General features: G+C 64.6%; 22 protein-coding genes. 15 read left to right on the top strand and 7 right to left on the bottom strand.

The window, feature by feature from the left end; translation table 11 throughout:
* Positions 1-59 precede the first annotated feature (59 nt).
* Positions 60-1,070, top strand: a complete 1,011-nt coding sequence (locus CGK74_RS13380; RefSeq protein ID WP_094268947.1) for a DUF475 domain-containing protein — start codon at positions 60-62, stop codon at positions 1,068-1,070.
* 24 nt (positions 1,071-1,094) lie between these two features.
* On the opposite strand, the gene ubiG is transcribed toward CGK74_RS13380, so the two are convergent.
* From ubiG to CGK74_RS13365, 3 genes are all read right to left on the bottom strand, one after another.
* Positions 1,095-1,796 (bottom strand): bifunctional 2-polyprenyl-6-hydroxyphenol methylase/3-demethylubiquinol 3-O-methyltransferase UbiG, encoded by a 702-nt coding sequence (ubiG, locus tag CGK74_RS13375; RefSeq protein ID WP_094268946.1) that lies wholly within the window; start codon positions 1,794-1,796, stop codon positions 1,095-1,097.
* Between the two features lie 122 nt (positions 1,797-1,918).
* A complete protein-coding gene (locus CGK74_RS13370; protein WP_094268945.1) occupies positions 1,919-2,629 on the bottom strand; it encodes an OmpA family protein in 711 nt (236 codons plus the stop codon).
* A 103-nt stretch (positions 2,630-2,732) separates the two neighbouring features.
* Positions 2,733-4,052 carry a TRZ/ATZ family hydrolase gene (locus tag CGK74_RS13365; RefSeq protein WP_094269132.1) on the bottom strand — a complete coding sequence of 440 codons (1,320 nt, stop codon included), beginning with the start codon at positions 4,050-4,052 and terminating at the stop codon, positions 2,733-2,735.
* A 187-nt stretch (positions 4,053-4,239) separates the two neighbouring features.
* Between CGK74_RS13365 and CGK74_RS13360 the strand changes: the two genes are divergently transcribed.
* A complete protein-coding gene (locus tag CGK74_RS13360) occupies positions 4,240-5,604 on the top strand; it encodes a serine/threonine-protein kinase (RefSeq protein WP_094268944.1) in 1,365 nt (454 codons plus the stop codon).
* Position 5,605: 1 nt separating this feature from the next.
* On the opposite strand, the gene hemH is transcribed toward CGK74_RS13360, so the two are convergent.
* Together hemH and hrcA are read right to left on the bottom strand one after the other, a co-directional pair.
* Positions 5,606-6,703, bottom strand: a complete 1,098-nt coding sequence (gene hemH, locus CGK74_RS13355; RefSeq protein WP_094268943.1) for a ferrochelatase — start codon at positions 6,701-6,703, stop codon at positions 5,606-5,608.
* Positions 6,704-6,758: 55 nt separating this feature from the next.
* Positions 6,759-7,787 carry a heat-inducible transcriptional repressor HrcA gene (hrcA, locus tag CGK74_RS13350; protein WP_094268942.1) on the bottom strand — a complete coding sequence of 343 codons (1,029 nt, stop codon included), beginning with the start codon at positions 7,785-7,787 and terminating at the stop codon, positions 6,759-6,761.
* 125 nt (positions 7,788-7,912) lie between these two features.
* On the opposite strand from hrcA, the gene CGK74_RS13345 reads away from it, so the two are divergent.
* Positions 7,913-8,797, top strand: coding sequence for an NAD kinase (locus tag CGK74_RS13345; RefSeq protein WP_094268941.1), 885 nt, complete (start codon positions 7,913-7,915; stop codon positions 8,795-8,797).
* 50 nt (positions 8,798-8,847) lie between these two features.
* Positions 8,848-10,506, top strand: a complete 1,659-nt coding sequence (gene recN, locus CGK74_RS13340; RefSeq protein ID WP_094268940.1) for a DNA repair protein RecN — start codon at positions 8,848-8,850, stop codon at positions 10,504-10,506.
* A 33-nt stretch (positions 10,507-10,539) separates the two neighbouring features.
* Here recN and fur read toward each other — a convergent pair whose 3' ends face one another.
* Complete coding sequence (gene fur / locus CGK74_RS13335) at positions 10,540-10,977, bottom strand: ferric iron uptake transcriptional regulator (protein ID WP_094268939.1); 438 nt, start codon at positions 10,975-10,977, stop codon at positions 10,540-10,542.
* A gap of 121 nt (positions 10,978-11,098) precedes the next feature.
* On the opposite strand from fur, the gene CGK74_RS13330 reads away from it, so the two are divergent.
* The 6 genes from CGK74_RS13330 to greA all read left to right on the top strand — a co-directional run bounded on the left by CGK74_RS13330 (position 11,099) and on the right by greA (position 19,646).
* Positions 11,099-11,536, top strand: a complete 438-nt coding sequence (locus CGK74_RS13330; protein WP_240498722.1) for an outer membrane protein assembly factor BamE — start codon at positions 11,099-11,101, stop codon at positions 11,534-11,536.
* Positions 11,537-11,584: 48 nt separating this feature from the next.
* Positions 11,585-12,391, top strand: coding sequence for a 4-hydroxy-tetrahydrodipicolinate reductase (gene dapB, locus CGK74_RS13325; protein ID WP_094268938.1), 807 nt, complete (start codon positions 11,585-11,587; stop codon positions 12,389-12,391).
* Positions 12,392-12,399: 8 nt separating this feature from the next.
* Entirely contained in the window at positions 12,400-14,562 is a 2,163-nt protein-coding gene (locus tag CGK74_RS13320) for a response regulator (RefSeq protein ID WP_094268937.1), read from the top strand.
* 152 nt (positions 14,563-14,714) lie between these two features.
* The gene (gene carA / locus CGK74_RS13315; protein WP_094268936.1) at positions 14,715-15,857 is read left to right on the top strand and encodes a glutamine-hydrolyzing carbamoyl-phosphate synthase small subunit; all 1,143 of its coding nucleotides are present in this window, start codon (positions 14,715-14,717) and stop codon (positions 15,855-15,857) included.
* An 85-nt stretch (positions 15,858-15,942) separates the two neighbouring features.
* On the top strand, positions 15,943-19,173 hold the full coding sequence (gene carB, locus CGK74_RS13310; protein WP_094268935.1) for a carbamoyl-phosphate synthase large subunit: 3,231 nt from the start codon (positions 15,943-15,945) through the stop codon (positions 19,171-19,173).
* Positions 19,170-19,646 (top strand): transcription elongation factor GreA, encoded by a 477-nt coding sequence (greA, locus tag CGK74_RS13305; protein WP_094268934.1) that lies wholly within the window; start codon positions 19,170-19,172, stop codon positions 19,644-19,646. Before carB ends, greA begins: the two co-directional genes overlap by 4 nt.
* Positions 19,647-19,728: 82 nt before the next feature.
* Here the strand turns inward: greA and yhbY are convergent, their stop codons facing one another.
* Complete coding sequence (gene yhbY / locus CGK74_RS13300) at positions 19,729-20,193, bottom strand: ribosome assembly RNA-binding protein YhbY (protein ID WP_094268933.1); 465 nt, start codon at positions 20,191-20,193, stop codon at positions 19,729-19,731.
* A gap of 76 nt (positions 20,194-20,269) precedes the next feature.
* On the opposite strand from yhbY, the gene CGK74_RS13295 reads away from it, so the two are divergent.
* From CGK74_RS13295 to pstS, 5 genes are all read left to right on the top strand, one after another.
* Entirely contained in the window at positions 20,270-20,893 is a 624-nt protein-coding gene (locus CGK74_RS13295; RefSeq protein ID WP_094268932.1) for an RlmE family RNA methyltransferase, read from the top strand.
* A gap of 115 nt (positions 20,894-21,008) precedes the next feature.
* Positions 21,009-22,901, top strand: coding sequence for an ATP-dependent zinc metalloprotease FtsH (gene ftsH / locus CGK74_RS13290; protein ID WP_094268931.1), 1,893 nt, complete (start codon positions 21,009-21,011; stop codon positions 22,899-22,901).
* Positions 22,902-22,969: 68 nt separating this feature from the next.
* The gene (gene folP, locus CGK74_RS13285; protein ID WP_094268930.1) at positions 22,970-23,800 is read left to right on the top strand and encodes a dihydropteroate synthase; all 831 of its coding nucleotides are present in this window, start codon (positions 22,970-22,972) and stop codon (positions 23,798-23,800) included.
* A 56-nt stretch (positions 23,801-23,856) separates the two neighbouring features.
* On the top strand, positions 23,857-25,209 hold the full coding sequence (gene glmM / locus CGK74_RS13280) for a phosphoglucosamine mutase (RefSeq protein WP_094268929.1): 1,353 nt from the start codon (positions 23,857-23,859) through the stop codon (positions 25,207-25,209).
* Positions 25,210-25,350: 141 nt separating this feature from the next.
* A complete protein-coding gene (gene pstS, locus CGK74_RS13275; protein WP_240498721.1) occupies positions 25,351-26,394 on the top strand; it encodes a phosphate ABC transporter substrate-binding protein PstS in 1,044 nt (347 codons plus the stop codon).
* Positions 26,395-26,405: the final 11 nt, after the last annotated feature.

Here is a 26,405-nt window from a genome sequence, read left to right as displayed (position 1 = left end):
CTAGAATCGCGCGCTTCGGGCCGGGCGCGTTGCCCGCCTTCATCCTCTCCAGGCTGCACATGCAAGATCTCGGCTACTTCAAGTGGTCCATCCTCGTGACCATTTTCGGCGTCATTGGCGGCTACCTGCTGGCGGGGTGGTCCGGCGCCTTCATCGTTGTCGTGCTTGCGATTCTCGAAACCTCGCTGTCCTTCGACAACGCGGTGGTTAATGCCACGGTGCTCAAGCACATGGACGAGAAGTGGCGCCAGCGTTTCCTGCTGTGGGGCATCCTGATCGCGGTGTTCGGCATGCGCATCGTGTTCCCGCTCGCCATCGTCGGTGTCGTCGCCAACATGGGGCCGATGGCGGTCATCGATCTCGCGTTGTTCGACGAAGCCGAATACGCCCGCATCCTGCTGTCCGCTCATCATGAGATTGCGGCCTTCGGCGGCGCCTTCCTCGCGATGGTGTTCCTGAAGTTCTTCGTCGACAGCAACAAGGACCTGCACTGGTTGCACGTGCTGGAGGCGCCGCTGACCAAGCTCGGACGACTCGAGGCTGCACAGATCCTGCTGACCCTGCTGGCGATCCTGAGCAGTGCTGCCTACCTGGAGAGCGACACCAGGCGCGTCGAATTCGTCGTCGCCGGCGTGTGGGGATTGATCACCTACATCATCGCCGACGGCCTGGGCGCGATCCTGGGCGGCGAAGAGGGCGAGGGCGGCAAGGTCGTGGCCAAGACCGGCTTCGCCGGCTTCATGTATCTCGAGCTGCTGGATGCGTCGTTCAGCTTCGACGGCGTCATCGGCGCTTTCGCGCTGACGAACAGCCTGCCGATCATCGCGATCGGCCTGGGCGTGGGCGCGATGTTCGTGCGCTCATTCACGCTGATGCTGGTCTATCGCGAGACGCTCAACGCCTACCGCTTCCTCGAGCACGGGGCGTTCTGGGCGATCGGGGCGCTGGCGGCGGTGATGTTCATCGGCGTGCACGTGCATATCCCGGAAGTCATCACCGGCCTGGTCGGTGCGGTGCTTATCGGCGCAGCGTTCTGGAGCTCGCTGCGCCATCGGCGGGCCATCGCCTGAGCGCGGCCCGCCGCCCGGGCGGGATCAGCCGCGGCGGGTGTGCAGCAGGTAGTTCACGTCGGTATCGCGGCCCAGCGAATAGACCTTGGTGAGCGGGTTGTAGCTCATGCCGATCAGTTCGTGCGTGTCGAGGCCGGCATTGCGGCAATGGCGGCCAAGCTCCGAGGGCTTGAGGAACTTGGCGTACTCGTGTGTGCCGCGGGGCAGCATGTTCAGCACGTATTCGGCACCGATGATGGCCAGTACGTAAGCCTTGATGTTGCGGTTGATCGTCGAGAAGAAGACGTGGCCGCCCGGCTTGACCAGGCGCGCGCAGGCGGCGATCGTGCTGGCGGGGTCAGGGACGTGCTCGAGCATTTCCATGCAGGTCACGACGTCGAAATGGCCCGGCATTTCTTCGGCGAAGGCTTCGGCGCTCACCAGCCGGTAATCGACGCTGTGGCCGCTCTCGAACAGATGCAGGCGCGCCACGCTCAGCGCCTTTTCAGACAGGTCGATGCCGGTCACGCGGGCGCCGACCGAAGCCATCCCTTCGGCCAGGATGCCGCCGCCGCAGCCGACGTCGAGCACCGTCTTGCCGGCGAGGTCGGCCTTGCCATTGATCCAGCCCAGGCGGAGCGGGTTGATCTCGTGCAGCGGCTTGAACTCGGATGCGGGATCCCACCAGCGGTGGGCAAGGTCACTGAATTTCTGCAGTTCGGCGGGGTCGGCGTTGATTGCACTCATCGTCTGTCGTCACAGTTGGCAGAGTTGGTTGGGACCGCAGCAGCGGCCTGGCGGTTCATCGACCGGCTTCAGAAAACAAAAAGCCCCGCCGAAGCAGGGCTTTTTGCGCATCGGAAAACCGATTACTTGGAGCCGATCACTTCGACTTCCACGCGGCGATCCGGCTGCAGGCACTCGATCAGAGCCTTGCGGTTCTTGATGTTGTCGCACTTGTTGCCGGTCACGGGCTGCTTCTCGCCCTTGCCTTCGGTGTAGACGCGGTTGGCTTCGACGCCCTTCGAGACCAGGTAGGTCTTGACGGCGGCAGCGCGGCGCTCGGACAGCTTCTGGTTGTAGGCATCCGAACCCAGACGGTCGGTGTGGCCGACGGCCAGGATGACTTCCAGCTTCAGCTGCTTCGACTTGGCGGCCAGGTCGTCCAGCTTGGCGCGGCCTTCGGGCTTCAGCGTGGCCTTGTCGAAATCGAACAGGGCGTCGGCAGCCAGCTTGATCTTGTCAGCGGTGGGCTTCGGAGCCGGAGCGGGAGCCGGCTTGGCAGCAGCGACCGGGGCCACGCACTTGTCCTTGGCGACGATGTCGCTGTCGCACTCGCAGCCAACCGGGAACTGGCCGGCCATGGCGGTCGAGGCAGCAGCCGGCGACCAGTAGCCAGTGCGCCAGCACAGGCCGGTACCGCTACGGGCAACGACGTTACGCGCGTCGATCACGTAGGGGACTTCGCCCTTGCCGTCGACCACGACATCCTTGACTTGTGCGTAGGCGCTGGGAGCGGACAGGCCGATCGAGGCGATGGCGGCCAGCATGAGCATCTGCTTCTTGGTTTGTTTGATCATGGTTTCCTCTTTGAAGGGCGAGTCGCCGGATTTACCACTGCAACGGAAAGTGAATACAGCTGGAGGGCCGTAATCGCGTCGATATTGAACGACTGTATCCAGTTCAATTAGCGAGCCTAGTTTGCCATAGCGATGCGATCCTGAGCAATTCTTTGTCGTGAATATGCAACAGCGGAACGCCTTTGTTCACGCGGGGTTCGCCATTTACCCACACATGTGTGACGTGTTCGCGACCCGCCGAATAGACGAGATGCGAGACAGGGTCGAAGCAGGGCTGCGTAAACAGGCCACCAAGATCCACGGCACACAGGTCGGCCTGCTTGCCCGGCGTGATGGAGCCGATCAGCGCCTCCATGCCGAGCGCCCGTGCGCCATCGATCGTCGCCATCGCCAACGCGCGGTGCGCGGGAAGCGCTGCAGCGTCGAGTGTTGTGGCCTTGGCGAGGAGCGCGGCATGCCGCATCTCCTGGAACAGGTCGACTCGGTTGTTGCTCGCGGCACCGTCGGTTCCGAGGCCGGTGTTTACCCCCGCTGCTAGCAGGCGCGTCACGGGTGCGATGCCGCTGCCGAGCTTCATGTTCGATGTGGGGCAGTGCGCCACGCTGCAGCCGTGGCGGGCGAGCAGTTCGACATCCATGTCGGAGAGATGTACCGCGTGCACGCCGATCGTGCTCTCGCCCAGCACGCCAAGACGGGCAAGACGGGTGAGCGGGCGCACGCCGTGGGTCGTCAGCGATTCGCGGATCTCGGTTTCCGTCTCATGGACATGGACGTGAATGCCGGTCTCGAGCTCATCCGCCAGTGCGCGCACGTGCTCGAAAGCCGTATCGGACACAGTGTACGGCGCGTGAGGCGCCACAGAGAAGGACAGCAGGGGATGGTTGGCGAAGCGGTCGCGGGCATGGAGCCCCTTGCGCAGATAGTCGTCCGCATCGCTCGCCCATGGCGTGGGAAAGTCGAGTACCACGATGCCGACGACGGCCCGCATCCCCGCTTCGGCAAAGGCTTCGGCCGCTGCGCCGGGATAGAAATACATGTCGTTGCAGGTCGTGATGCCGCCCCGCAGCATTTCGGCTGCCGCGAGCAGCGTGCCGTCACGTACGAAACTGGCGGATACGTGCCGGCTCTCGGTCGGCCAGATCGCCTCCTGAAGCCAGCGCATGAGCGGCAGGTCGTCTGCGATCCCGCGCATGAGGTTCATGGCTGCGTGCGCATGAAGATTGACCAGCCCGGGTATCAGGACGTGTTGCGGGAGTTCGACGATCTTGCCGGGCTGGAAGCGGATGCGCGCCTCGTCCATCGGCACGACAGCGACGATCCGTCCGTCACGCACGGCAACCGCGTGGTCTTCCAGTGCGGCGCCGGCCGGCTCGACCGTGACGGTCCAGCGCGGGTGAATCAGCAGGTCGATAGGTTCGCTCAAGCGCAGCTCCAATGGCGGGGCAGCCCGGCAGGCTGCGGTTGCGCGAGATTGTAGGCATGCCGCTGCGAGCGGAACAGTCGACCCGCACCTTTGCCTGGCCGGGCGCAGTGCCGGTCGGCCCGACTTCGTGCCACAATTCCACGACTTTCATGAAAAACGGCGACGCCTGACCGCCGTATCGATCGCAATGAGCGAAACTCCGGACAAGATCGGTAAGTACAAGATCGTGCGCGAGATCGGACGCGGTGCGACGGCGGTCGTCTATCTGGCCGAGAGTCCCGAATACCCGGAGCCCGTGGCGCTGAAGCACGTCCGCTTCGACGACAAGATCAAGGACGAGGCGAAGTGGAACCGTCGCCTGCTGAAGCTGCTGAAGGCGGAAGAGGCAGTGTCGAGCCGGCTGAATCATCCGAACATCATCCGCATCTTCGATGCCTCCATCGAGCCCACCCAGGCTTACGTGGTGATGGAGTATTTCGCTGGCGGCTCGCTCGAACGTTACTGCAGCTTCGAGAACCTGCTGCCGATCCACCGCACCATCGGCATCGTGTTCAAGTGCTGCATGGCACTCGATCACGCTTATCGCCAGGGCATCGTGCACCGGGACATCAAGCCGGCGAACATCCTGGTCGATGACCAGGACAACGTGAAGATCACCGACTTCGGCCTGGCGATGAACATCAACAAGAAGATCGACACCGATTCGACCTTCATCATGGGGGTCGGCTCGCCGGCCTACATGAGCCCGGAGCAGATCAAGGGCTATCCCCTCAACCAGAAGACCGATCTGTACTCGCTCGGCGTCCTGCTGTTCCACCTCTTGACCGGTCGCCTGCCGTTCCGCGCCAGCAATCCCGCGCAGCTGGTGTACAAGATCATCAACGCCGATCCGCCTTCGGTGTCGCAGCTCAATCCGGACGTCCCCGAGCAGATGGATGCGGTGATCCGCAAGGCGCTGGAGAAGGACCTCTATTCGCGCTATCGCAATGGTGCGGAGTTTGCCAAGGATCTTGCAGCTGTGCGCTACAAGATCCTCGACGACAGCTACGTACCGCCCGATACCAGCCGCTTTGCGCGCTTGCGCAAGGTGGCGTTCTTCACCGAGTTCGAGGACGTCGAACTGTGGGAAGTGCTGCGCATCTGCAGCTGGCGCAAGGTGGACAAGCACGTGACGCTGATCCGGGAAGGTGACACCGATCAACGCTTCGGCATCGTGCTGGACGGCAGCGTGGAGCTGTCCGTCGATGGGCGCAGGGTCACCGAGCTGGGGCACGGTGAAGTCTTCGGCGCCCAGGCCTGGCTCGATCACCTCGAGCACAAGCACTCGATGTCGGTGGTGTCGCTGACACCACTGACCTACCTCGAGATCAACCCGTCGGCGCTTGCCCTGGCGAGCGAAGAGGTGCTCGAGCGCTTCCGGCGCCAGCTCGCCACGGTGATCGTTCGCCGGCTGGCCGACCTGGCGAAGCAGATGTCGGAGAAGGGGCAGCCAGCCGTGCGCGGGGAATTCACCTCGACCGGCGGCCTTGACCTGCAACTGATCGACAACTGATTCAGCGCGTCGCGCCCTTTTCCATGGCGCGGCTGCGGGTCGCCGCAAGGGAAGTCTCGTCCGGGCGCTTGATTTCGAGCCAGTTTCCGAGGTGCGCGATGCTCAGGCGAGTCAGCGCGTCGATCCACTCGTGGTTCTCGTTGAGGCAAGGGATGTAGTGGAATTCCTTGCCGCCATGCTCGAGGAAGGCCTCGCGGCACTCCATGGCGATTTCCTCCAGCGTCTCCAGACAGTCCGCGACGAAGCCGGGGCAGATCACGTCGACGCGCCCGACGCCTTGTGCGGCCAGCGCTTCGAGCGTCGGCTGGGTGTAGGGCTTGAGCCATTCCGCCTTGCCAAAGCGCGACTGGAAAGTGACCAGCGCTCGTTCGCGCGGCAGGCCGAGCGCTTCGGCGAGCAGTCTGCCGGTCTTGTGGCATTCGCAGTGATAGGGGTCGCCCAGGTCGAGCGAGCGGCGCGGGATGCCGTGAAAGCTCATGACCAGCCGATCCGGTTCGCCGTTCTTCATCCAGTGGTCGCGCACGCTGCGGGCCAGGGCTTCGATGTAGGCGGGATCGTCGTGGAAATTGCGTACGAAGCGCAGTTCCGGCTGATTCCGCATGCGACCCAGGCAGCGCGCCACCTCGTCGACCACGGTCGCCGTGGTGCTCGCCGAGTATTGCGGATAGAGCGGCACGACCAGAATGCGGTTGCAGCCGCGCGAGCGCATCGCCTTCAGGCGGTCGGCGATGGACGGCGAGCCGTAGCGCATCGCGAAATCGATGTCGAGGTCCGGGTGGCCGGCCTTGGTCAGGTAGCCGGCAAGCAGCTTGGCCTGGCGCTCGGTGTGAACCTTCAGCGGCGAGCCCTCGTTCATCCACACGCTGGCGTACTTCTTGGCCGATGCGGCCGGGCGGGTGTTGAGGATGATGCCGTTCAGGATCGGCCACCACACCATGCGCGGAATCTCGACCACCCGCGGGTCCGACAGGAACTGCTTCAGATAGGGGCGCAGCGCGGCGGCTGTCGGCGCGTCGGGCGTGCCGAGATTCACCAGGAGCACGCCGGTGCGTGCCGCGGTGCCGTGTTGGTAGGCGGGTTCGGGCCAGTAGCGAGCCATGGGGGTCCTTGAGCGGTGGTTGCAGTGCCGGTCGCGTCGTGCGCGCGTCGGCGGGTCAGGCGTTTGCGGACAGGGCGTTCGACAGGAGCCGTGCCGTGATGTCGACGATGGGGATGACGCGGTCGTAGGCCATGCGGGTCGGTCCGATGACGCCGACCGAGCCCACGATCTGGCCGTCGACCTCGTACGGCGCGGTGACGACGCTGCAGCCGTCGAGCGGGGCCAGGCCCGACTCGCCGCCAATGAAGATCTGCACGCCTTCGGCCCGGTTCGACAGTTCAAGCAATTGCATCAGTCCGGTGCGCTGTTCGAAGAGCTTGAACAGTTCGCGCAGGCGCGACATGTTCGACGACAGATCCTCGACGTCGAGCAGGTTGGTCTCACCCGAGATGACGTAGCTGGTGGCGGTCTCTTCGGCAGCCTCGCTGCCGGCATCCACCGTGGCGGTCATCAGCTCGGTCATGTCGCTGCGCAGCTGGCGCAGTTCGTCCGTCAGCCGGCGGCGGATGTCGTCGAACGACAGGCCGGCAAAGTGCTCGTTGAGATAGCTCGCCGCGCCGCTCAGTTCGCTTGCCGTGTAGGCGCGGCGCGTCAGCAGGATCCGGTTCTGCACGTCGCCCGCCGTGGTGACGATGATCAGCAGGATGCGGTTTTCGGACAGGCTGATGAACTCGAACTGGCGGATGCGCACCGCGTCCTTGCGCGGCGCCACGACTACGCCGGCGAACTGCGTGAGGTTCGACAGCAGATGAGAGGCCGAGTTGATCAGGCGCTGCGGCTGGTCGGGCTGGAGCTGGCCCTTGAGTTCATGAACGCGGGCGGTCTCGAGCGGTTGCACGGTCAGCAGGGCGTCAACGAAGAAGCGGTAGCCCAGCGGCGTCGGAACTCGCCCGGCCGAGGTGTGAGGGCTGGCAATCAGGCCCATCTCCTCGAGGTCGCTCATCACGTTGCGCACCGTTGCCGGTGACAGTTCGAGCCCGGAGAAACGCGAGAGGGCGCGTGAACCAACCGGCTGACCGTCCACAATGTAGCGTTCGATCAGGGTTTTCAGCAGGATCTGGGAGCGGGCGTCGAGCGAATTCATGGCTGGCAGGGAATATAGCCCGGATTCTATGAAAGTGGGGCCCGGCTGGCCAGTCGGCGAGCCGCACGCCAGCGCGGGTCCCGGCGCTGCCAAGCGCCTGTCCGGTTATGGTTTAATCCACGTCCATGAGTGCCAAATTCAGGAACCTTGCCCTTGTCGGCAAATACCAGAGCCCGGACGTCGCCGAATCGGTGATGACGATCGCCCGCTTCCTGCGCGAGCGAGGACTGATGGTGTGGATCGAGCAGGGAACGGCGAGTTCCATCGGCGGCGCTGGGGATTTTCCCGTGTCGAGCTACGAGCACATCGGCGGCGAGGCCGACCTGGCCGTGGTCATCGGCGGCGACGGCACGATGCTGCATACCGCACGCCGGCTTGTCGAATATGGCGTGCCCTTGGCTGGCGTCAACCTCGGGCGGCTGGGCTTCCTGACCGATATCGCGCTCAACGACGCACAGCGGGGCCTTGGGGAAATCATCGAGGGGCGCTATACGGAAGAGTCGCGCTTCATGCTTGATGCCGAGGTGCTGCGTGGCGGTACGCGGGTGTTCCACACATTGGCGCTCAACGACGTCGTCGTGAACAAGGGCGATCTTGGGCGGATGATCGAGTTCGATCTGTCGATTGACGGCGAGTACGTTTACACGCAGCGCTCGGACGGCATGATCGTCTCGACACCGACCGGCTCCACCGCGTATGCGATGTCCGCCAACGGGCCGATCCTTCATCCCAGCGTGGGGGGCATCGCACTTGTGCCCTTGTGCCCCCATGCTCTGACGGCGCGGCCGATTACGCTGCCCGATCATTGCCGCATCGATATCGAACTGCTGCCGCCGCAGGATGCGCGGGTGCACTTCGATGGGCAGGCACGCTTCGATCTGCGTGCCGGAGATGTCGTGCGCATGACGCGCTCGGCGCAGTCGCTGCGGCTGCTGCATCCGGAGAGCTACAGCTACTTCGCGATGCTGCGTGAGAAGCTCCACTGGAGCGCCACGCCACGCCACAACTGAGTCCGCAGCGCGTCGGCTGCGACCCGCCTTTCCAATTCCGTTCGTCCGCCATGCTGAGAAGCCTTTCCATTCGCGATTTCGTCATCGTCGATCAACTCGAGCTCGACTTCGGTTCCGGCTTCGGCGCTCTGACCGGCGAGACCGGTGCAGGCAAGTCCATACTGCTCGATGCGCTGGGGTTGGCGCTGGGCGGGCGGGGCGAGGCCGGCATGGTGCGTGTGGGGCGCGAGCGCGCCGACGTGATCGCCGAATTCGACCTGCCCGAAGGAGATGGCCTGCGAGACTGGCTGGGCGAACAGGCGCTACCGCTGGAAGAGGGCTGCGTGCTGCTGCGGCGGACCATCGACGTCAATGGTCGCAGCCGGGCCTGGATCAACGGTGTCGTGGTGACGCTGGCGCAGTTGCGCGCGGCGGGCGAATGGCTGGCGGACATCCACGGCCAGCATGCCCATCACGCGCTGCTGCGCGCCGATGCGCAGCGCGTCCTGCTCGATGCCCAGGCCGGCGCCCAGGCGCTCGTCGCCGAGGTCGGGGCTCGCTATCGCGAATGGCAGCGTCTTGCGCGGCTGCGGCTGGAAGCCGAAAACGATTCCGCCAGCTCCGCGCGCGAGCGCGAACTGCTTGCGTGGCAGTTGCAGGAACTGGACGAGCTCGCATTCGATGCCGACGAGTGGGGCGAGATCAACGCGGAGCACGGGCGCCTGGCTCATGCCGCCGGCCTGATGGAAGGCGCCGACGAGACGCTCGACGCGCTGGGGGAGGGCGAGGTGGCCGTGTGCTCGGTACTGCGCCACCTCGACGCCCGCATCGCGTCGCTCGCGGATATCGACCCGGGGCTTGGCGACGTGCGCGAGCTGCTTGCCTCGGCCGCCATACAGGCGGACGAGGCGCTGCATGCGCTGCGCCGCTATCGCGACCGGCTTGATCTCGATCCGCAGCGCCTCAACGAGATCGAGCGTCGTATCGCCGCCGTGACCGATATGGCGCGCAAGTACCGCGTTTCCGCGGATGCCTTGCCCGAACTGCGCGAGCAATGGAAGGCGCGGTTCGAGACCCTCGAGGCGAGTGCGGATCCTGAGCGGCTGGCAGCGGACGAGGCCCGCGCGCGCAAGGATTACGACGCCGCCGCCGAGCGCCTGTCAGCCGCGCGGCGGCCTGCTGCCGAGGTGCTGTCGCGCGAGATCACCGAGGCGATGCAGACGCTGGCGATGGCCGGCGGGCGCTTCGAGGTTGCACTCGAGCCCTGCGATCCTGGCGCATCCGGTGTGGAGAACGTCGAGTTCCGTGTGGCGGCCAACCCGGGCCAGACCCTGCGCAGCCTTGCCAAGGTGGCGTCGGGCGGTGAACTGTCGCGAATCGGGCTGGCGATCCAGGTCATGACCAGCCGGGCCTCGGAGACACCGACGCTGATCTTCGACGAGGTCGATGTCGGCATCGGCGGGCGGGTGGCCGAGATCGTCGGCAAGCTGCTGGCGCGCCTGGGGGAGAGCCGGCAGGTCATGTGCGTGACGCATCTGCCTCAGGTCGCTGCCTGCGCCGACTGGCAGTGGCGGATTGCCAAGCGCGAGCAGGGGGGCGAAACGGTCAGCGAAGTGACGCCGCTCGATCGCGAGGGGCGGGTGGAAGAGATTGCGCGCATGCTCGGCGGCGTCAACATCACCAGCACAACCCGCGAACACGCTGCCGAAATGCTCGGGCAGCGCGGATAAGGTGAGGGGCCTGGCCGGCCCCCGTTCCTGCGTTCAGCCTTCGGTCGGACGGTTCGGGCAGCTCTCGCGGGTGCAGTCGGCGTAGAGGTAGAGCGCATGCTCGCGCAACGTGAAGCCGCGTTCCTTGGCGATGGCGTTCTGCCGGCGTTCGATCTCCGGATCGTAGAACTCCTCGACCTTGCCGCATTGCATGCACACCAGGTGGTCGTGGTGGCCGCCCTCGTTGAGCTCGAACACCGCCTTGCCCGATTCGAAGTAGTGGCGCTCGAGCAGGCCTGCCTGTTCGAACTGCGTCAGTACCCGGTAAACGGTCGCCAGGCCGATGTCCATGCCTTCGTTCATCAGCGAGCGATAGACGTCTTCGGCCGTGAGGTGGCGCTGATCCGAACTCTGGAACAGGTCGAGGATCTTCAGGCGCGGATAGGTCGCCTTGAGGCCGATGCTTTTCAGGTTCTTCGAATTGTCGGGCATGGAGAAGACTCGATCGGTGGGGGTTGGCGCGAATGCGTTGTGTGGGCGCGCGTGCGAGTCGGCACGCCCTGTAATGTCGCCCTATGTTATATTTTTTGCCCTTTCCTGAGAACCGCGCACCTTGTGCGCACGCTCCGTCGACGCCTTCTACATGCGCTCCTACCTGCCCGCAGCTTTTCTCGCCGCAAGCCTGATTTCCGGCTGCTCCTTCGACTCCGTGGTCGGTGTCGTCAATCCCTACCGTATCGATGTGCGCCAGGGCAATTATGTGGACCAGGACATGGTGGCCCAGCTCAAGCGCGGCATGACGCGCGAGCAGGTGCGTTTCGTGCTCGGTTCGCCGCTGGTCGTCGACCTGTTCCGCAAGGATCGCTGGGACTACGTCTATCGTTACGTACCCGGCTCGCGGCAGGCCGAACAGCGCGTGATTTCCGTCTATTTCGTCGACGATCGGCTCGATCGCGTCGAAGGAGATGTCCAGGCGGCCAGTGACGCGGCGCCGTCGGCTCCGGTCGAGCGCAGCCGCGTGGTCGAGGTCCCGGCAGCGGCCGGCAAGTGATTCATCGTTCCCCCGTTTTGCGGGGCGGCGCTTTTCCAGGTGGTTCCGATGTCTGATATTCGTGTTGCGATTGCCGGCGCTTCCGGCCGTATGGGCAGGATGCTGATTGAGGCGGTGTTGAATGCCGAAGGCGTCGCCCTCGGCGCCGCCTTCGACCGCGCCGGCACGCCCTTCGTCGGCCGTGACGCCGGTGAGATGGCCGGGGTGGTGAGTGGCATCGCGATCGTCGATGACATGCGTGCCGCGATCGCTGCGGCCGACTGCGTCATCGACTTCACCCGTCCGGAAGGCACGCTCGAGCACCTCGCGATTGCGCGCGAGCTGGGCAAGGCGATGGTGATCGGTACGACCGGGTTCGATGCAGCCGGCAAGGCAGCGATTGCCGATGCGGCCAAGGACATTCCGGTGGTGTTCGCCCCCAACATGGCCGTGGGCGTCAATGCGGTATTCAAGCTGCTCGAAGTGGCTGCACGCATCCTGTCCGAAGGCTACGACGTCGAGGTCATCGAGGCGCATCACCGCTTCAAGGTCGATGCGCCGTCCGGGACCGCGCTGCGCATGGGTGAAGTGGTGGCGCGCGAGCTTGGGCGCGATCTCGAAGCGTGTGCGATCTACGGGCGGGAAGGCCATACCGGCGAGCGCCGGGCCGAGACGATCGGCTTCTCGACGATTCGCGGTGGTGATGTCGTTGGAGATCACACCGTGCTGTTCGCCGGCATCGGCGAGCGGATCGAAATCACCCACAAATCCGGCAGCCGCATGCCGTATGCGCTGGGTTCCCTGCGTGCCGCGCGTTTCCTCCAAGGACGCAGCCAGGGGCTGTTCGACATGCAGGACGTTCTGGGATTGCGCTGAGCGAAGCCATGGACAAGAAGCGGCGTAGCGACCAGCTCCGTGCGGCGGTCGCTGCGCATGAGCCCCGTTGGATCTGGCGACCGTTCCCGGCCACGGGCATCGCGGTCGGTGGGCGTGGGCGGCGTGAAATGGAACTGCTTGAGGCCAAGGCCGCCGCGGAGGCGTCGAGCCGGGCCAAAAGCGATTTTCTCGCCAGCATGAGCCACGAGATCCGGACGCCGATGAATGGCATCCTCGGCATGACGGATCTGCTGCTCGATACCGAGCTTTCCGGCGAGCAGCGCGACTACGTGCAGACGGTAAAGTCCTCGGCTGAGACCCTGCTCACGATCATCAACGACATCCTCGACTTCTCGCGTGTCGAGGCGGGCCGCCTGGAACTCGAGGAGATCGATTTTCCGCTGGCGTCGGTGGTGTCGGATACCTGTCGGGCGCTTGCCCTGCGCGCGCATCAGAAGGGCGTCGAGCTCTTCTTCGATCTTGCGCCCGATGTGCCGTCCGTCCTGCGTGGCGACCCGACCCGACTGCGGCAGGTGCTTACCAATCTGGTCGGCAATGCGATCAAGTTCACCGAACAGGGTGAGATCGAGATCGGCGTTCGCGTCGAAGGACGGACCACTGGCGGCGTAGTGCTGCGCATCAGCGTGCGTGACACGGGATGCGGCATCGATGCGGCCAAGCTCGAGAGCATCTTCGAAGCGTTCTCGCAGGCCGAGGTATCGACCAATCGCAAGTATGGCGGCACCGGTTTGGGGCTGACGATCTCCCGTCACCTGATCGAGCTGATGAATGGCCTGATCGAGGTGCAGAGCGAACCGGGCCGGGGCAGCACCTTCTCGGTCGTCGTGCCGCTGGGCGTGGTGGCCGAGGAACCGCTGCATTGCCCGAGCGATCTGCGTGCGGCGCGCGTGCTGATCGGCGCGCGCAATCCGGCCTTTGCGTCCATGCTCGCCGGGCTGTGTCTGCAGTGCGGAATCCGTGCCGACGTGGCCACTACGGCCGACGCGGTCGTGGCCGCGCTCGTTTCGGCGCGCGACGGCCGCGATCCTTTCGATTTCCTGCTGATGGATGCGGACATGCCCGAGCCGGCGGGCTTCGAGCTGGTCAGGCGTTTCGCCAATGCAACGCCGCATGTCGACCGCATCGTGATGATGCTGTCGAGTCAGACCCAGCGAGAGGATTCGGCCCGCTGCAAGGAGTTCGGCCTGCCGGTGCGGCTGTCGAAGCCGTTTTCGCCAGACGACCTGTTCGAGGCACTGCAACTGGCAAAGGGACAGCACGAAGTGCAGGCTACGGCGCCGGCGGTGGCGCCCGCCTTCGTGCTGGAGCCTGCCGTACTGCTCGACCAGGCGCTTGCCGAGCAGCCTTCCGAGGCCTACGCGATCCTGGTCGCCGAGGACAACCTGGTCAACCAGACGGTCGTCAGCCGCCTGCTGGAAAAGGCGGGGCACCGCGTGAGCATTGTCGGCAACGGGGCCGAAGCCATCGAGGCCTACGATGCGGGGCGCTTCGATCTGATCCTGATGGACGTGCAGATGCCGGTGCTGGGCGGTCTCGAGGCGACGCAGGCGATCCGCGCCCGCGAAGCGCGGCGCAGCTGGGTCGTGCAGGGGCACTGGCATGCCGTCCCGATCATCGCGATGACTGCGCATGCGATGGCGGGCGATCGCGAACGCTGCCTCGAGGCAGGCATGGACGATTACGTCTCTAAGCCGATTCGTGCCGAGGAACTTCACGCGGCGATCGCCCGGGTGATGCGGCCGCGGCACGAGGACGATGACGGCTATGGCGACCATAGCCTGCTCGAGGTGGACCCGTCCGGCGACGCACTCGTCGCCAATCTGCAGGAGGCGCGGGACATGTTCGAGGGCGACGAAGAGGTCGTGCAGCAGCTGCTCGCCGTGTTCTTCCGTGACTTCGACCGGACCGTCGGCGACCTGCAGCGCGCGGCGGCCGGGCTCGACTTCGGACGACTGGCGGACCTGGCGCACTCGATCAAGGGCTCCGTGGGCCTGTTCGGTGCCCAGCGCGCGTCGGACGTCGCCAGTACGCTCGAACAGATGGCGCGTAACGGCGATCCGGCCGCTGCGACAACCGAGGCGAATCGCCTCATCGACGAACTCAGGCGGCTCGCGAAGGTGCTGCGCGCGGATTATCGTCCGTCATCATGAGCCGCTGTGGTTTGCCTTCGGTGGCCTGAAAATATACAATTCAGCGGTTTATCCAGCGGGATCGGCCCAGAGGCTCGTCCCGCTTTTTTGCACATATCGGGGCGCGAGTGTTCGTTAGTCCCTGATTTTAAAGCTGAATCCAGGAGTTTCTCGTGAGTGCATACCCGTCCGCCCTTCTTGCGCTTGCCGACGGGACGGTCTTCCACGGCAAGGGTATCGGTGCGGTAGGCAGCACGGTTGGCGAGGTGGTGTTCAATACCTCGATGTCCGGTTATCAGGAAATCCTGACCGACCCGAGCTATTCGCGCCAGATCGTCACGCTGACCTATCCCCATATCGGCAACACCGGTGTCAACACCGAAGATGTCGAGTCAACGCGCGTGCATGCGGCCGGCCTGGTCATTCGCGACCTGCCGATCCTGCCGTCCAACTTCCGCATGACCCAGCGTCTCGATGCCTACCTGCGCGCCGAGAACGTGGTGGCGATCGCCGGTCTCGATACACGCAAGCTGACGCGCGTGCTGCGTGAAAAGGGTGCGCAGGCGGGGTGCATCGTCACCGCCGCCGAAGGCGAGCCGTTGAACGCTGAGGCCGCGATCGCCCAGGCGCGCGCCTTCCCCGGTCTGGCTGGCATGGACCTGGCCAAGGTCGTGAGTGCAACCGAGTCGTACGACTGGAAGCAGGCCGAGTGGAAGCTTGGCGAAGGCTACGTCGATCAGTCCGAGCCGCGTTTCCACGTCGTTGCCTACGATTTCGGCGTCAAGTTCAACATCCTGCGCATGCTTGCCGAGCGTGGCTGCCGCCTGACCGTGGTGCCGGCGCAGACGCCGGCGAAGGATGTGCTGGCGCTGAAGCCCGACGGCGTGTTCCTGTCCAACGGCCCTGGTGACCCCGAGCCCTGCGACTACGCCATCGAGGCCATCCGCGAGATCGTCGCCACGCGCACGCCCACTTTCGGCATCTGCCTCGGCCATCAGCTGCTGGCGCTCGCGTCCGGGGCGAAGACCATGAAGATGACCACCGGCCATCACGGTGCGAACCACCCGGTGAAGGACCTCGATACCGGCAACGTGCTGATTACCAGCCAGAACCATGGCTTTGCCGTCGATCCGTCGACGATGCCGGCGAACCTGCGCGTGACGCACGTGTCGCTGTTCGACGGCACCAATCAGGGTATCGCCCGTACCGATGTGCCGGCCTTCTCCTTCCAGGGGCACCCGGAAGCGAGCCCCGGTCCGCATGACGTGGCCTACCTGTTCGACCGCTTCATCAAGCTGATGGAAGCGGCCAAGTAACACGGCACCGGACGGGCTTCGCGCCCGTCCTCTCTGTTCGACGCCGGCGCACAAGGCCGGGTCAAGGAATCATCGAGGCAAGACAATGCCGAAACGTACAGACATAAAGAGCATCCTGATCATCGGCGCCGGCCCGATCGTCATCGGCCAGGCCTGCGAGTTCGACTACTCCGGCGCCCAGGCCTGCAAGGCCCTGCGCGAGGAAGGCTACAAGGTCATTCTGGTGAACTCGAATCCGGCCACGATCATGACCGATCCGGAAACGGCCGACGTCACCTACATCGAGCCCATCACCTGGCAGGTGGTCGAGCGAATCATCGAGAAGGAACGTCCCGACGCGATCCTGCCGACCATGGGCGGGCAGACCGCGCTGAACTGCGCACTCGACCTCGGCCGCAACGGCGTGCTGGCCAAGTACGGCGTCGAACTGATCGGTGCCTCGGAGGAGGCGATCGACAAGGCCGAAGACCGCCTCAAGTTCAAGGACGCGATGACCAAGATCGGTCTCGGTTCGGCGCGCTCGGGCATTGCCCACAGCATGGAAGAGGCGCTGCAGGTGCAGGGCGGCATCGGTTTCCCGGTCATCATTCGCCCGAGCTTCACGCTCGGCGGTACCGGCGGCGGCATCGCCTACAACATGGAAGAGTTCCACGAGATCTGCAAGCGCGGTCTCGAGGCCAGCCCGACCAACGAGTTGCTGATCGAAGAGTCGCTGCTCGGCTGGAAGGAATACGAGATGGAAGTCGTGCGCGACCGTGCCGACAACTGCATCATCGTGTGCTCGATCGAGAACCTCGACCCGATGGGCGTGCATACCGGTGACTCGATCACCGTTGCGCCGTCGCAGACGCTGACTGACAAAGAATACCAGATCCTGCGCAATGCCTCGATCGCCGTGCTGCGCGAGATCGGCGTCGACACCGGCGGCTCGAACGTGCAGTTCGCCATCAACCCGAAGGACGGTCGCATGATCGTCATCGAGATGAACCCGCGCGTGTCGCGTTCGTCGGCGCTGGCCTCGAAGGCCACCGGCTTCCCGATCGCGAAGGTCGCAGCCAAGCTGGCAGTGGGCTACACGCTTGACGAACTCAAGAACGACATCACCGGTGGCGCCACGCCGGCGTCCTTCGAGCCTTCGATCGACTACGTCGTCACCAAGATTCCGCGTTTCGCCTTCGAGAAGTTCCCGCAGGCCAACGACCGCCTGACTACCCAGATGAAGTCGGTGGGTGAAGTGATGGCCATGGGCCGCAGTTTTCAGGAGTCCTTCCAGAAGGCCCTGCGCGGCCTCGAGGTGGGCGCCTACGGCCTGGACGAGATCGAAGCAGACAGCGCCGACCTCGAGCACGAGCTGTCGAGCGCGGGCCCGCAACGCATCTGGTACGTCGGCCAGGCCTTCCGCGAAGGCATGAGCCAGGAGCAGGTGCACAACCTGACCAAGATCGATCCCTGGTTCCTCGCCCAGATCGAGGACATCGTGCTGTCCGAAAAGGCGCTCGCCGGCCGCTCGCTGAAGGCCCTGCAGGCGGCAGAACTGCGTGACCTGAAGCGCAAGGGCTTCTCCGACCGTCGCCTGGCGAAGCTGCTCAACACCGACGAGACGGCGGTTCGCCTGCATCGCCACGCACTGGGCGTGCGTCCGGTGTTCAAGCGTGTCGATACCTGCGCGGCCGAATTCGCCACCTCGACCGCATACATGTATTCCTCTTACGAGGAAGAGTGCGAGGCACGTCCGACCGACAAGAAGAAGATCATGGTGCTGGGCGGCGGTCCGAACCGCATCGGCCAGGGCATCGAGTTCGACTACTGCTGCGTCCATGCCGCGCTCGCCCTGCGTGAAGACGGCTACGAGACCATCATGGTCAACTGCAACCCCGAGACCGTATCGACCGACTACGACACGTCGGACCGCCTGTATTTCGAACCGATCACGCTCGAGGACATTCTCGAGATCGTGCACATCGAGAAGCCGGTCGGCGTGATCGTGCAGTTCGGCGGCCAGACGCCGCTGAAGCGCGCGAAGGCGCTGGAAGAGAACGGCGTGCCCATTATCGGCACCACGCCGGACATGATCGACGCCGCCGAGGACCGCGAGCGCTTCCAGAAGCTGCTGACCGACCTAGGCCTCAAGCAGCCGCCCAACCGCACCGCGCGCACGCCCGAAGAGGCCGTGCGCCTGGCAGCCGAGATCGGCTACCCGCTGGTGGTGCGCCCGTCCTACGTGCTCGGCGGTCGTGCGATGGAAATCGTGCATGAGCAGAAGGACCTCGAGCGCTACATGCGCGAGGCGGTGAAGGTTTCCAACGAGTCGCCGGTGCTGCTCGATCGCTTCCTCAACGACGCTACCGAAGTCGACGTCGATGCGCTGTCCGACGGCAAGCAGGTCATGATCGGCGGCATCATGGAGCACATCGAACAGGCTGGCGTGCATTCGGGCGATTCGGCCTGCTCGCTGCCGCCCTACACGCTGTCGGCCAAGCTGCAGGACGAACTGCGCCGCCAGACCGAAGCCATGGCGCGTGCGCTCAACGTCTGCGGCCTGATGAACGTGCAGTTCGCCATCCAGGGCGAGGGCGACAACGCCGTCGTGTACGTGCTGGAAGTGAACCCGCGCGCTTCGCGTACCGTGCCCTTCGTTTCCAAGGCCTGCTCCCTGCAACTGGCCAAGGTCGCTGCGCGCTGCATGGCCGGTCAGAGCCTCGAAAGCCAGGGAGTGACCGGCGAGATCGTGCCGCCGTACTACTCGGTCAAGGAAGCGGTGTTCCCGTTCGTGAAGTTCCCCGGCGTCGACACCATCCTCGGGCCCGAGATGAAGTCGACCGGCGAGGTCATGGGCGTGGGCCGCACGTTTGCCGAAGCTTTCGTCAAGAGCCAGATTGGAGCGGGGGTGAAGCTGCCGACCGGCGGTAATGCCTTCATCAGCGTCAAGCCCAGCGATCGCCCGGTGGCTGTCGAGGTGGCGAAGGAACTCCACGAGCTCGGCTTCGCGCTGGTCGCCACGCGCGGCACCGCCTCGGTCATCGAAGCGGCAGGCATCCCGGTGACGGTGGTGAACAAGGTCAACGAGGGGCGTCCGCACATCGTCGACATGATCAAGAACGAGGAGATCTCGCTCGTGATCAATACGGTCGAAGAGAAGCGTCAGGCCATCACCGACTCGCGTTCTATCCGTACCAGCGCGCTCGCGGCGAAGCTCACCATCTTCACCACCATCGAGGGCGCACGTGCGGCCTGCATGGGCATGCGTCACATGGCCAATGGCCTGGACGTGTATTCGGTGCAGGCGTTGCATGCCGAGCTGAAGGGCGTGGCATGAACAAGACGCCGCTGACCGTTGCCGGTGCAGAGAAACTGCGCGAGGAACTCCACCGCCTGAAAACGGTGGAGCGTCCGAACGTCATTGCTGCGATCGCCGAGGCGCGCTCGCACGGTGACCTGTCCGAGAATGCAGAGTACGATGCGGCCAAGGAGCGCCAGGGTTTCATCGAAGGGCGCATCATGGAGGTCGAGGGCAAGCTGGCCAATGCCCAGATCATCGACCCCAAGTTGCTCGATGCCGATGGACGCTGCGTATTCGCTGCGACCGTGGAGCTCGAGGATCTGGAGTCGGGGCAGGTCGTGACCTACCAGATCGTCGGCGAGGACGAAGCCGACATCAAGGAAGGCAAGATCTCGGTGAGTTCGCCGATTGCCCGTGCACTGATCGGCAAGTACGCCGGCGACATCGCCGAAGTGCAGGCGCCGGGCGGTGTACGCGAGTACGAAATCCTCGACGTGCGCTACGAGTGAGTGTCGTGTATCCGCCTGCGGGCGGCGAATGAAAAAGGGGCGGCCATCGAGCCGCCCCTTGTGCTATCGTGCGTCGCCTCGTTCAGCGACCGCGGGTGCCGCTACCCGGTCCCCGGCCGCGCGAAGCCGGAGCTCGCGCAGGCGATCGGCGCGCTTCAGCGCTTGCCTTGGCCAGTGCGGCGCGGCGAGCCGCGGCGGCAAATGCCGCGGCGGACTTGGCGGTCGAGGGCCGTGCGCCGGACTTCTGGGTGGTGGGGTTCGCATCCTTCGCTTCCTCGCGCCGCTGGCGCCAGACGACAAGGATGTTGCCGATGTGTTGCACCGGCGCGGCGTCGAGCGTTGCGCACAATTCGCTCATCAGCGCATCGCGCTGTTCGCGTTCGGTGCCCTGAACCTTCACCTTGATAAGTTCATGGGCCTGCAGCGAGCGCTCGATCTCCGCTACGACGGTTGGGGTCAGACCGTTGCCGGCGATGGTCACGACGGGGTTCAGGTGATGGGCCCGCGCGCGCAGGTCGCGGCGCTGGACCGGGGTGAGTTCGATCATTGAATCTCTCTGGATGCTTGAAGCGTCAAACCCGCAATTCTACTCTGATTACTAGAGGCGAACTTCTTCTAAGTCGATGAAAAAGAACAAGACAAGTCGTGCCTGGGTGCACGATCATCTGAATGACCCCTATGTGCAACGCGCGCAGCAGGACGGATATCGCGCGCGTGCAGCCTACAAGCTGATCGAGGTCGATGAGCGTGACCATTTGCTGAAGCCTGGCGCGATTGTTGTCGACCTTGGCTCGACACCGGGTTCGTGGTGCCAGGTCGCGGTCAAGCGCTGCGGGGCGAAGGGCAAGGTCCTCGCGCTCGACATCCTGCCGATGGAGCCGGTGGCCGGCGTCGATTTCCTGCACGGCGACTTCACCGAGGATACGGTGCTGGAGGATCTGGAGTCGCGGCTCGAGGGTGCCAAGGTCGATGTCGTCCTGTCGGACATGGCGCCGAATCTGTCTGGCGTGGCGTCGGTCGATCAGGCGCGCTCGATCCATCTGTGCGAACTGGCACTGGACTTCGCCGTCCGCCACCTGAAACCGGGCGGCCAGTTCCTGGTCAAGATATTCCAGGGCGAAGGTTTCATGGAGTACCGCAAGCAGATGGAGGCGGCGTTCGCTTCGGTACAGGTGCGCAAGCCGAAGGCTTCACGCGACCGCAGTGCCGAGGTCTATCTGATCGGCAAGGGGCCGCGCCCGGTTTGAGGTGGCGTTCGATTGGCCGTGGCAATTGCGGCCATTGGTTTGCCGGCGGGAACGTTCGGCACTAGAATCGGTCAGTCGCGTACATGCCCGAAAATGGCTTCTGAGGAAGGGAACGTTGAACAATCTATTCAAAAACCTCGCGATCTGGATGGTAATCGGCGTTGTGCTGATGACCGTGTTCAACCAGTTCAATACGCGTCAGGTTGCGCCCAATACCATGGAGTACTCCCAGTTCCTGGAGGAGGCCAAGGCTGGACGCATCGCCAAGGCGACCATTGATGGTCGCATGCTCAGGGCCACCACCCAGGAAGGGCGCTCGATCACCGTCTATACGCCGGGCGTGCAGGATATCTGGATGGTGTCCGACCTGATGCGCTACGGTGTGCAGATCAATGCGTCGAAACCGGAGGAGGAGCAGTCCTTCCTCGCCAGCGTGTTCGTGTCCTGGTTCCCGATGCTGTTGCTGATCGGCGTATGGATCTTCTTCATGCGCCAGATGCAGGGCGGCGGCAAGGGTGGTGCGTTCTCGTTCGGCAAGAGCAAGGCGCGCATGCTCGACGAGTCGGCCAACACCGTCACCTTCGCCGATGTCGCGGGCTGCGACGAAGCCAAGGAGGAAGTGTTCGAACTCGTCGAGTTCCTGCGCGACCCGTCCAAATTCCAGAAGCTTGGCGGTCGTATTCCGAAGGGCGTGCTGATGGTCGGCTCGCCGGGTACCGGCAAGACGCTGCTCGCCAAGGCCATCGCGGGCGAGGCGAAGGTGCCGTTCTTCTCGATCTCCGGCTCGGACTTCGTCGAGATGTTCGTCGGCGTTGGCGCAGCGCGTGTTCGTGACATGTTCGAGCAGGCCAAGAAGCAGGCACCTTGCATCATCTTCATCGACGAGATCGACGCGGTGGGTCGCCAGCGCGGGGCCGGTCTTGGCGGTGGCAATGATGAGCGCGAGCAGACGCTGAACCAGTTGCTCGTGGAGATGGACGGTTTCGAGGGTCAGACCGGGGTGATCGTGATTGCGGCGACCAACCGGCCCGACGTCCTCGACCCTGCGCTGCTGCGTCCCGGCCGTTTCGACCGCCAGGTCGTGGTGGCGCTGCCCGATATCCGTGGCCGCGAGCAGATCCTGAAAGTTCACATGCGCAAGGTGCCGATCGCGCCCGACGTCGATCCGCAGGTGCTGGCGCGCGGCACGCCGGGTTTTGCCGGTGCCGATCTCGCAAACCTGGTCAACGAAGCAGCATTGTTCGCTGCGCGCGCCAACAAGCGTCTGGTCGACATGGATGACTTCGAGCGCGCCAAGGACAAGATCATGATGGGCGCCGAGCGCCGCTCCGTGGTCATGCCCGAGGAGGAGCGTCGCAACACGGCTTACCACGAGTCCGGTCATGCGGTCGTGGCGCGCCTGCTGGACAAGACCGACCCTGTGCACAAGGTCACCATCATTCCGCGTGGCCGTGCGCTGGGCGTGACGATGCAGTTGCCGACCGAAGACCGCTACAGCCAGGATCGGGACCGTCTGTTGCAGACCATCGCCGTGCTATTCGGTGGCCGCATTGCCGAAGAAGTGTTCATGAAGCAGATGACCACCGGCGCCTCGAACGACTTTGCGCGTGCGACCGACCTCGCGCGCCGCATGGTGACTCAGTGGGGAATGTCCGACACGCTTGGGCCGATGGTGTATGGCGAGGAGGAGGGAGAGATCTTCCTCGGCCGCCAGGTGACGACGCACCGCAACGTTTCCGAAGCGACGATGCAGAAGGTGGACGCCGAGATCCGGCGGATCATCGATCAGCAGTACGCACTGGCGCGTCGCCTGCTTGAGGAGAACCGTGACAAGGTCGAAGCCATGACCAAGGCTTTGCTCGAGTGGGAGACGATCGACGCCGAGCAGATCAACGACATCATGGAAGGCCGGCCGCCGCGTGCACCGAAGCCGGTTTCGGCGCCGACCGCTCGTCCGAAAGACGATGCGCCGGGAGCGGCGCCCACCGCCGCAGCACCGGCAGCCTGAGTTTCGCTTCTCTTGATCCTGTAATCCGACGGGCCGGTTTTCCGGCCCGTTTCTCTTGGTGCATCAGCATGGCGACTGTTCAATGTGGGCGTTTCCGCCTCGACCTTTCCCGGCCGCAGGTGATGGCGATCATCAACCTCACCGACGACTCCTTTACCGGCGACGGCCTCCATGGGGACCTGTCCGCAGCCCTTCGGCGTGCCGAACTGGCCGTGGAGCAGGGCGCGCAGATGTTCGACATCGGTGCCGAGTCCTCGCGTCCCGGTGCTGATCCGGTCCCCGAGGCCCAGGAGATGGAGCGCGTGGTTGGTTTCATCGAGCGCACCCTCGACTGGAAGATCCCGCTCTCGATCGATACGCTTAAACCGGCGGTGATGGCCGCAGCCGTACGCGCCGGGGCGGACATGATCAATGACATCAACGCCTTTCGCGCCGTGGGTGCCATCGAGGCCGTGGCCGCGAGTACGGTGGGCCTGTGCGTGATGCACATGCAGGGCGAGCCGCGCACGATGCAGGACGATCCGCGCTACGAGGATGTGGTGGGCGAGGTGAAGGCCTTCCTCGACGAGCGGGTCCAGGCGCTCGAAGCGGCGGGAATCGCACGCGAGCGTATCGTGCTGGACCCGGGCTTCGGCTTCGGTAAGCGCACCGCGCACAACTACGCCCTCCTGCGAGAACTGGCGCGGTTTGGCGCTGACGGGCTGGCCGTGCTGGCCGGGCTGTCGCGCAAGTCGATGCTGGGGGCGGTGACCGGGCGTCCAGTCGATGAGCGGATGGCGGCCAGTGTTGCTGCGGCACTCATCGCCGTGCAGCGCGGCGCCGGAATCGTGCGGGTGCATGACGTGGGACCGACCTGCGATGCACTCAAGGTCTGGCAGGCGGTGTGCGACGAGGGCTGAGCAGTCGTCGGCGCCGGATGCGATAATCCGCGCTTTATGTTCGACGCGGAGTGAAGATGGGGCGCAAGTATTTCGGTACCGACGGGGTGCGCGGCAAGGTGGGTGACGCGCCGATCACCCCGGAGTTCGTGATGAAGCTGGGTTATGCCGCAGGCGTGACGCTGGTCGCCCGCGAGAAGCGCCCTGCGGGCGAACATCCGGCTGTCCTCATCGGCAAGGACACGCGAATCTCGGGTTACATGCTCGAGGCCGCGCTCGAGGCGGGGTTCGCTGCCGCAGGCGTGGATGTCATGCTCGCCGGACCGATTCCGACCCCAGCGGTTGCCTACCTGACCCGGGCCCTGCGCCTGCAGGCGGGCGTGGTCATCTCGGCCTCCCACAACCCCTTTTACGATAACGGGATCAAGTTCTTCTCGGCTGGTGGTACCAAGCTGCCCGATGCGCTCGAGGCAGAGATCGAGGAGCGGCTCGATCAGCCGATGGGCTGCGTTGATTCTGCCCGTCTGGGTAGGGCGCGCCGCATCAACGATGCGGCCGGACGCTACATCGAGTTCTGCAAGAGCACGTTTCCCAACGAGCTCGACCTGCGCGGCCTGCGAATCGCACTCGATTGTGCCCACGGCGCCGCATATCAGATCGCCCCTGCCGTGTTTCATGAGCTTGGTGCCGAGGTCCTTCCCGTCGGGGTGGAGCCCAATGGTCTCAACATCAACGACGGTGTCGGTGCGACCCGTCCCGAACATCTGCGCCAGGCGGTGCTCGCCCAAGGCGCAGACCTCGGCATCGCGCTGGACGGCGACGCCGACCGCCTGATGATGGTCGACCATCGAGGTGAGATCTACGATGGTGACAAGTTGTTGTACGTGATTGCAGTTGCCCAGAAGGCAGAAGGGCGGCTGGACGGCGTGGTCGGTACGCTGATGAGTAACCTGGGTTTCGAGCATGCAATCGGCCGCCTCGGTGCGCCGTTCGCGCGCGCCAAGGTCGGCGACCGCTATGTGCTGGAGTTGCTGCACGAGCGCGGGTGGAAGCTCGGCGGCGAAAACTCGGGTCACATCATCTGTCTGGATCGTCACAGTACCGGCGACGGCATCGTCTCCGCGCTGCAGGTGCTGGCCGCCCTCAAGCAGCGGGGCGTGACGCTTGCGGAAGCCTGCGCCGACCTCGTCTTCTATCCACAGAAGCTCATCAACGTGCGCCTGCCGGCGGGCTTCGACTGGCGTGCGGATGGTGGCATCGCTTCGGCTCAGGCGAGGGCGGAGTCGGAACTGGGCGACAGTGGCCGCGTGCTGCTGCGTCCGTCGGGTACCGAACCCCTGCTGCGCGTGATGGTGGAAGGGAGGGATGGCGCGCTTGTCGAACGCCTTGCCCAGGACATTGCCGCCGCTGTCCAGAATGCCGTCGCCTGACTGATCGGCTACCGGAGCGGGACGGTGGGTCGCTCCGGTAGCCGTCGTTTGGCGGGACATTCTTCCCGTTTGATGACATGAAACGTGGCTGTAACAATGCATTGATACCTTACGGGTCTAGTCTTTCAACCCGAGGTAGTCATGATGCGTTTTTCCACCAAGTTCGCTCTTACCGCTTCTTCCGCTGTCCTGTTCGCCTTCAGTGCCCAGGCGGCTGACATCACCGGGGCAGGCGCATCCTTCCCCGCGCCGATCTATGCCAAGTGGGCTGACGCCTACCAGAAGGCCACGGGCAATCGAGTGAACTACCAGTCCATCGGTTCCGGTGGTGGCATTCGCCAGATCACCGCCAAGACGGTCGATTTCGGTGCTTCGGACATGCCGCTGACCCCCGAGAAGCTCGCGGAAGGTGGTCTGCAGCAGTTCCCGACGGTCATCGGCGCTGTCGTGCCGGTGGTGAACCTGCAGGGCATCAAGCCGGGCGACATGAAGTTCACTGGCGAAGTACTGGCCCAGATCTACCAGGGCAAGATCACCAAGTGGAACGACCCCGCGATCGTCGCGCTGAACCCGGGGCTTGCGCTGCCGGACCAGGATATCGGTGTGGTCCGTCGTGCCGACGGTTCGGGCACGACCTTCGTGTTCACCAACTACCTGTCGAAGGTCTCTGCCGAGTGGAAGGAAAAGATCGGCGAAGGCACTGCGGTGCAGTGGCCGGTGGGTCTGGGTGGCAAGGGTAACGAAGGCGTGTCGGCCTTCGTCCAGCGTCTGCCGGGTTCGATCGGCTACGTCGAGTATGCCTACGCGAAGCAGAACAAGCTGTCGCACGCCATCATGCAGAACAAGGATGGTCAGTTCGTCGAGCCGAGCAACGAGACCTTTGCCGCCGCTGCCGAAGGCGCGGACTGGTCGAAGTCGGCCTTCTACGAGATCCTGACCAACCAGCCGGGTGCGAAGTCGTGGCCGATCACCAGCGCCACCTTCATCCTGATGCACAAGGTGCAGGACAAACCCGCCCAGGCCGCCGAAGCTTTGAAGTTCTTCGACTGGGCCTACGCCAACGGTGGCGAGATGGCACTCGAGCTTGAGTACATCCCGATGCCGAAGGCGACGGTCGACCTGATTCGCGCCTCCTGGGGCGAGATGAAGGACGCTGCCGGCAAGGCGGTCTACTCGGCCAAGTAAGCCGGACCGCG

It is taken from the genome of Thauera propionica (assembly GCF_002245655.1).
Classification (GTDB): Bacteria; Pseudomonadota; Gammaproteobacteria; order Burkholderiales; family Rhodocyclaceae; genus Thauera; species Thauera propionica.
The sequence above is the reverse complement of the archived record's forward strand: the minus strand, read 5'-3'. Positions and strand labels throughout refer to the sequence as shown.

What these genes read in the sequence shown, in the direction of transcription:
- ubiG (WP_094268946.1), bottom strand. Translation starts at nt 1,796, where the DNA reads ATGAGTGCAATCAACGCCGACCCCGCCGAACTGCAGAAATTCAGTGAC.
- CGK74_RS13380 (WP_094268947.1), top strand. Translation starts at nt 60, where the DNA reads ATGCAAGATCTCGGCTACTTCAAGTGGTCCATCCTCGTGACCATTTTC.
- CGK74_RS13360 (WP_094268944.1), top strand. Translation starts at nt 4,240, where the DNA reads ATGAGCGAAACTCCGGACAAGATCGGTAAGTACAAGATCGTGCGCGAG.
- recN (WP_094268940.1), top strand. Translation starts at nt 8,848, where the DNA reads ATGCTGAGAAGCCTTTCCATTCGCGATTTCGTCATCGTCGATCAACTC.
- fur (WP_094268939.1), bottom strand. Translation starts at nt 10,977, where the DNA reads ATGCCCGACAATTCGAAGAACCTGAAAAGCATCGGCCTCAAGGCGACC.
- CGK74_RS13370 (WP_094268945.1), bottom strand. Translation starts at nt 2,629, where the DNA reads ATGATCAAACAAACCAAGAAGCAGATGCTCATGCTGGCCGCCATCGCC.
- folP (WP_094268930.1), top strand. Translation starts at nt 22,970, where the DNA reads ATGGCGACTGTTCAATGTGGGCGTTTCCGCCTCGACCTTTCCCGGCCG.
- pstS (WP_240498721.1), top strand. Translation starts at nt 25,351, where the DNA reads ATGATGCGTTTTTCCACCAAGTTCGCTCTTACCGCTTCTTCCGCTGTC.
- yhbY (WP_094268933.1), bottom strand. Translation starts at nt 20,193, where the DNA reads ATGATCGAACTCACCCCGGTCCAGCGCCGCGACCTGCGCGCGCGGGCC.
- greA (WP_094268934.1), top strand. Translation starts at nt 19,170, where the DNA reads ATGAACAAGACGCCGCTGACCGTTGCCGGTGCAGAGAAACTGCGCGAG.
- CGK74_RS13345 (WP_094268941.1), top strand. Translation starts at nt 7,913, where the DNA reads ATGAGTGCCAAATTCAGGAACCTTGCCCTTGTCGGCAAATACCAGAGC.
- hemH (WP_094268943.1), bottom strand. Translation starts at nt 6,703, where the DNA reads ATGGCTCGCTACTGGCCCGAACCCGCCTACCAACACGGCACCGCGGCA.
- glmM (WP_094268929.1), top strand. Translation starts at nt 23,857, where the DNA reads ATGGGGCGCAAGTATTTCGGTACCGACGGGGTGCGCGGCAAGGTGGGT.
- CGK74_RS13320 (WP_094268937.1), top strand. Translation starts at nt 12,400, where the DNA reads ATGGACAAGAAGCGGCGTAGCGACCAGCTCCGTGCGGCGGTCGCTGCG.
- dapB (WP_094268938.1), top strand. Translation starts at nt 11,585, where the DNA reads ATGTCTGATATTCGTGTTGCGATTGCCGGCGCTTCCGGCCGTATGGGC.
- CGK74_RS13295 (WP_094268932.1), top strand. Translation starts at nt 20,270, where the DNA reads ATGAAAAAGAACAAGACAAGTCGTGCCTGGGTGCACGATCATCTGAAT.
- carB (WP_094268935.1), top strand. Translation starts at nt 15,943, where the DNA reads ATGCCGAAACGTACAGACATAAAGAGCATCCTGATCATCGGCGCCGGC.
- hrcA (WP_094268942.1), bottom strand. Translation starts at nt 7,787, where the DNA reads ATGAATTCGCTCGACGCCCGCTCCCAGATCCTGCTGAAAACCCTGATC.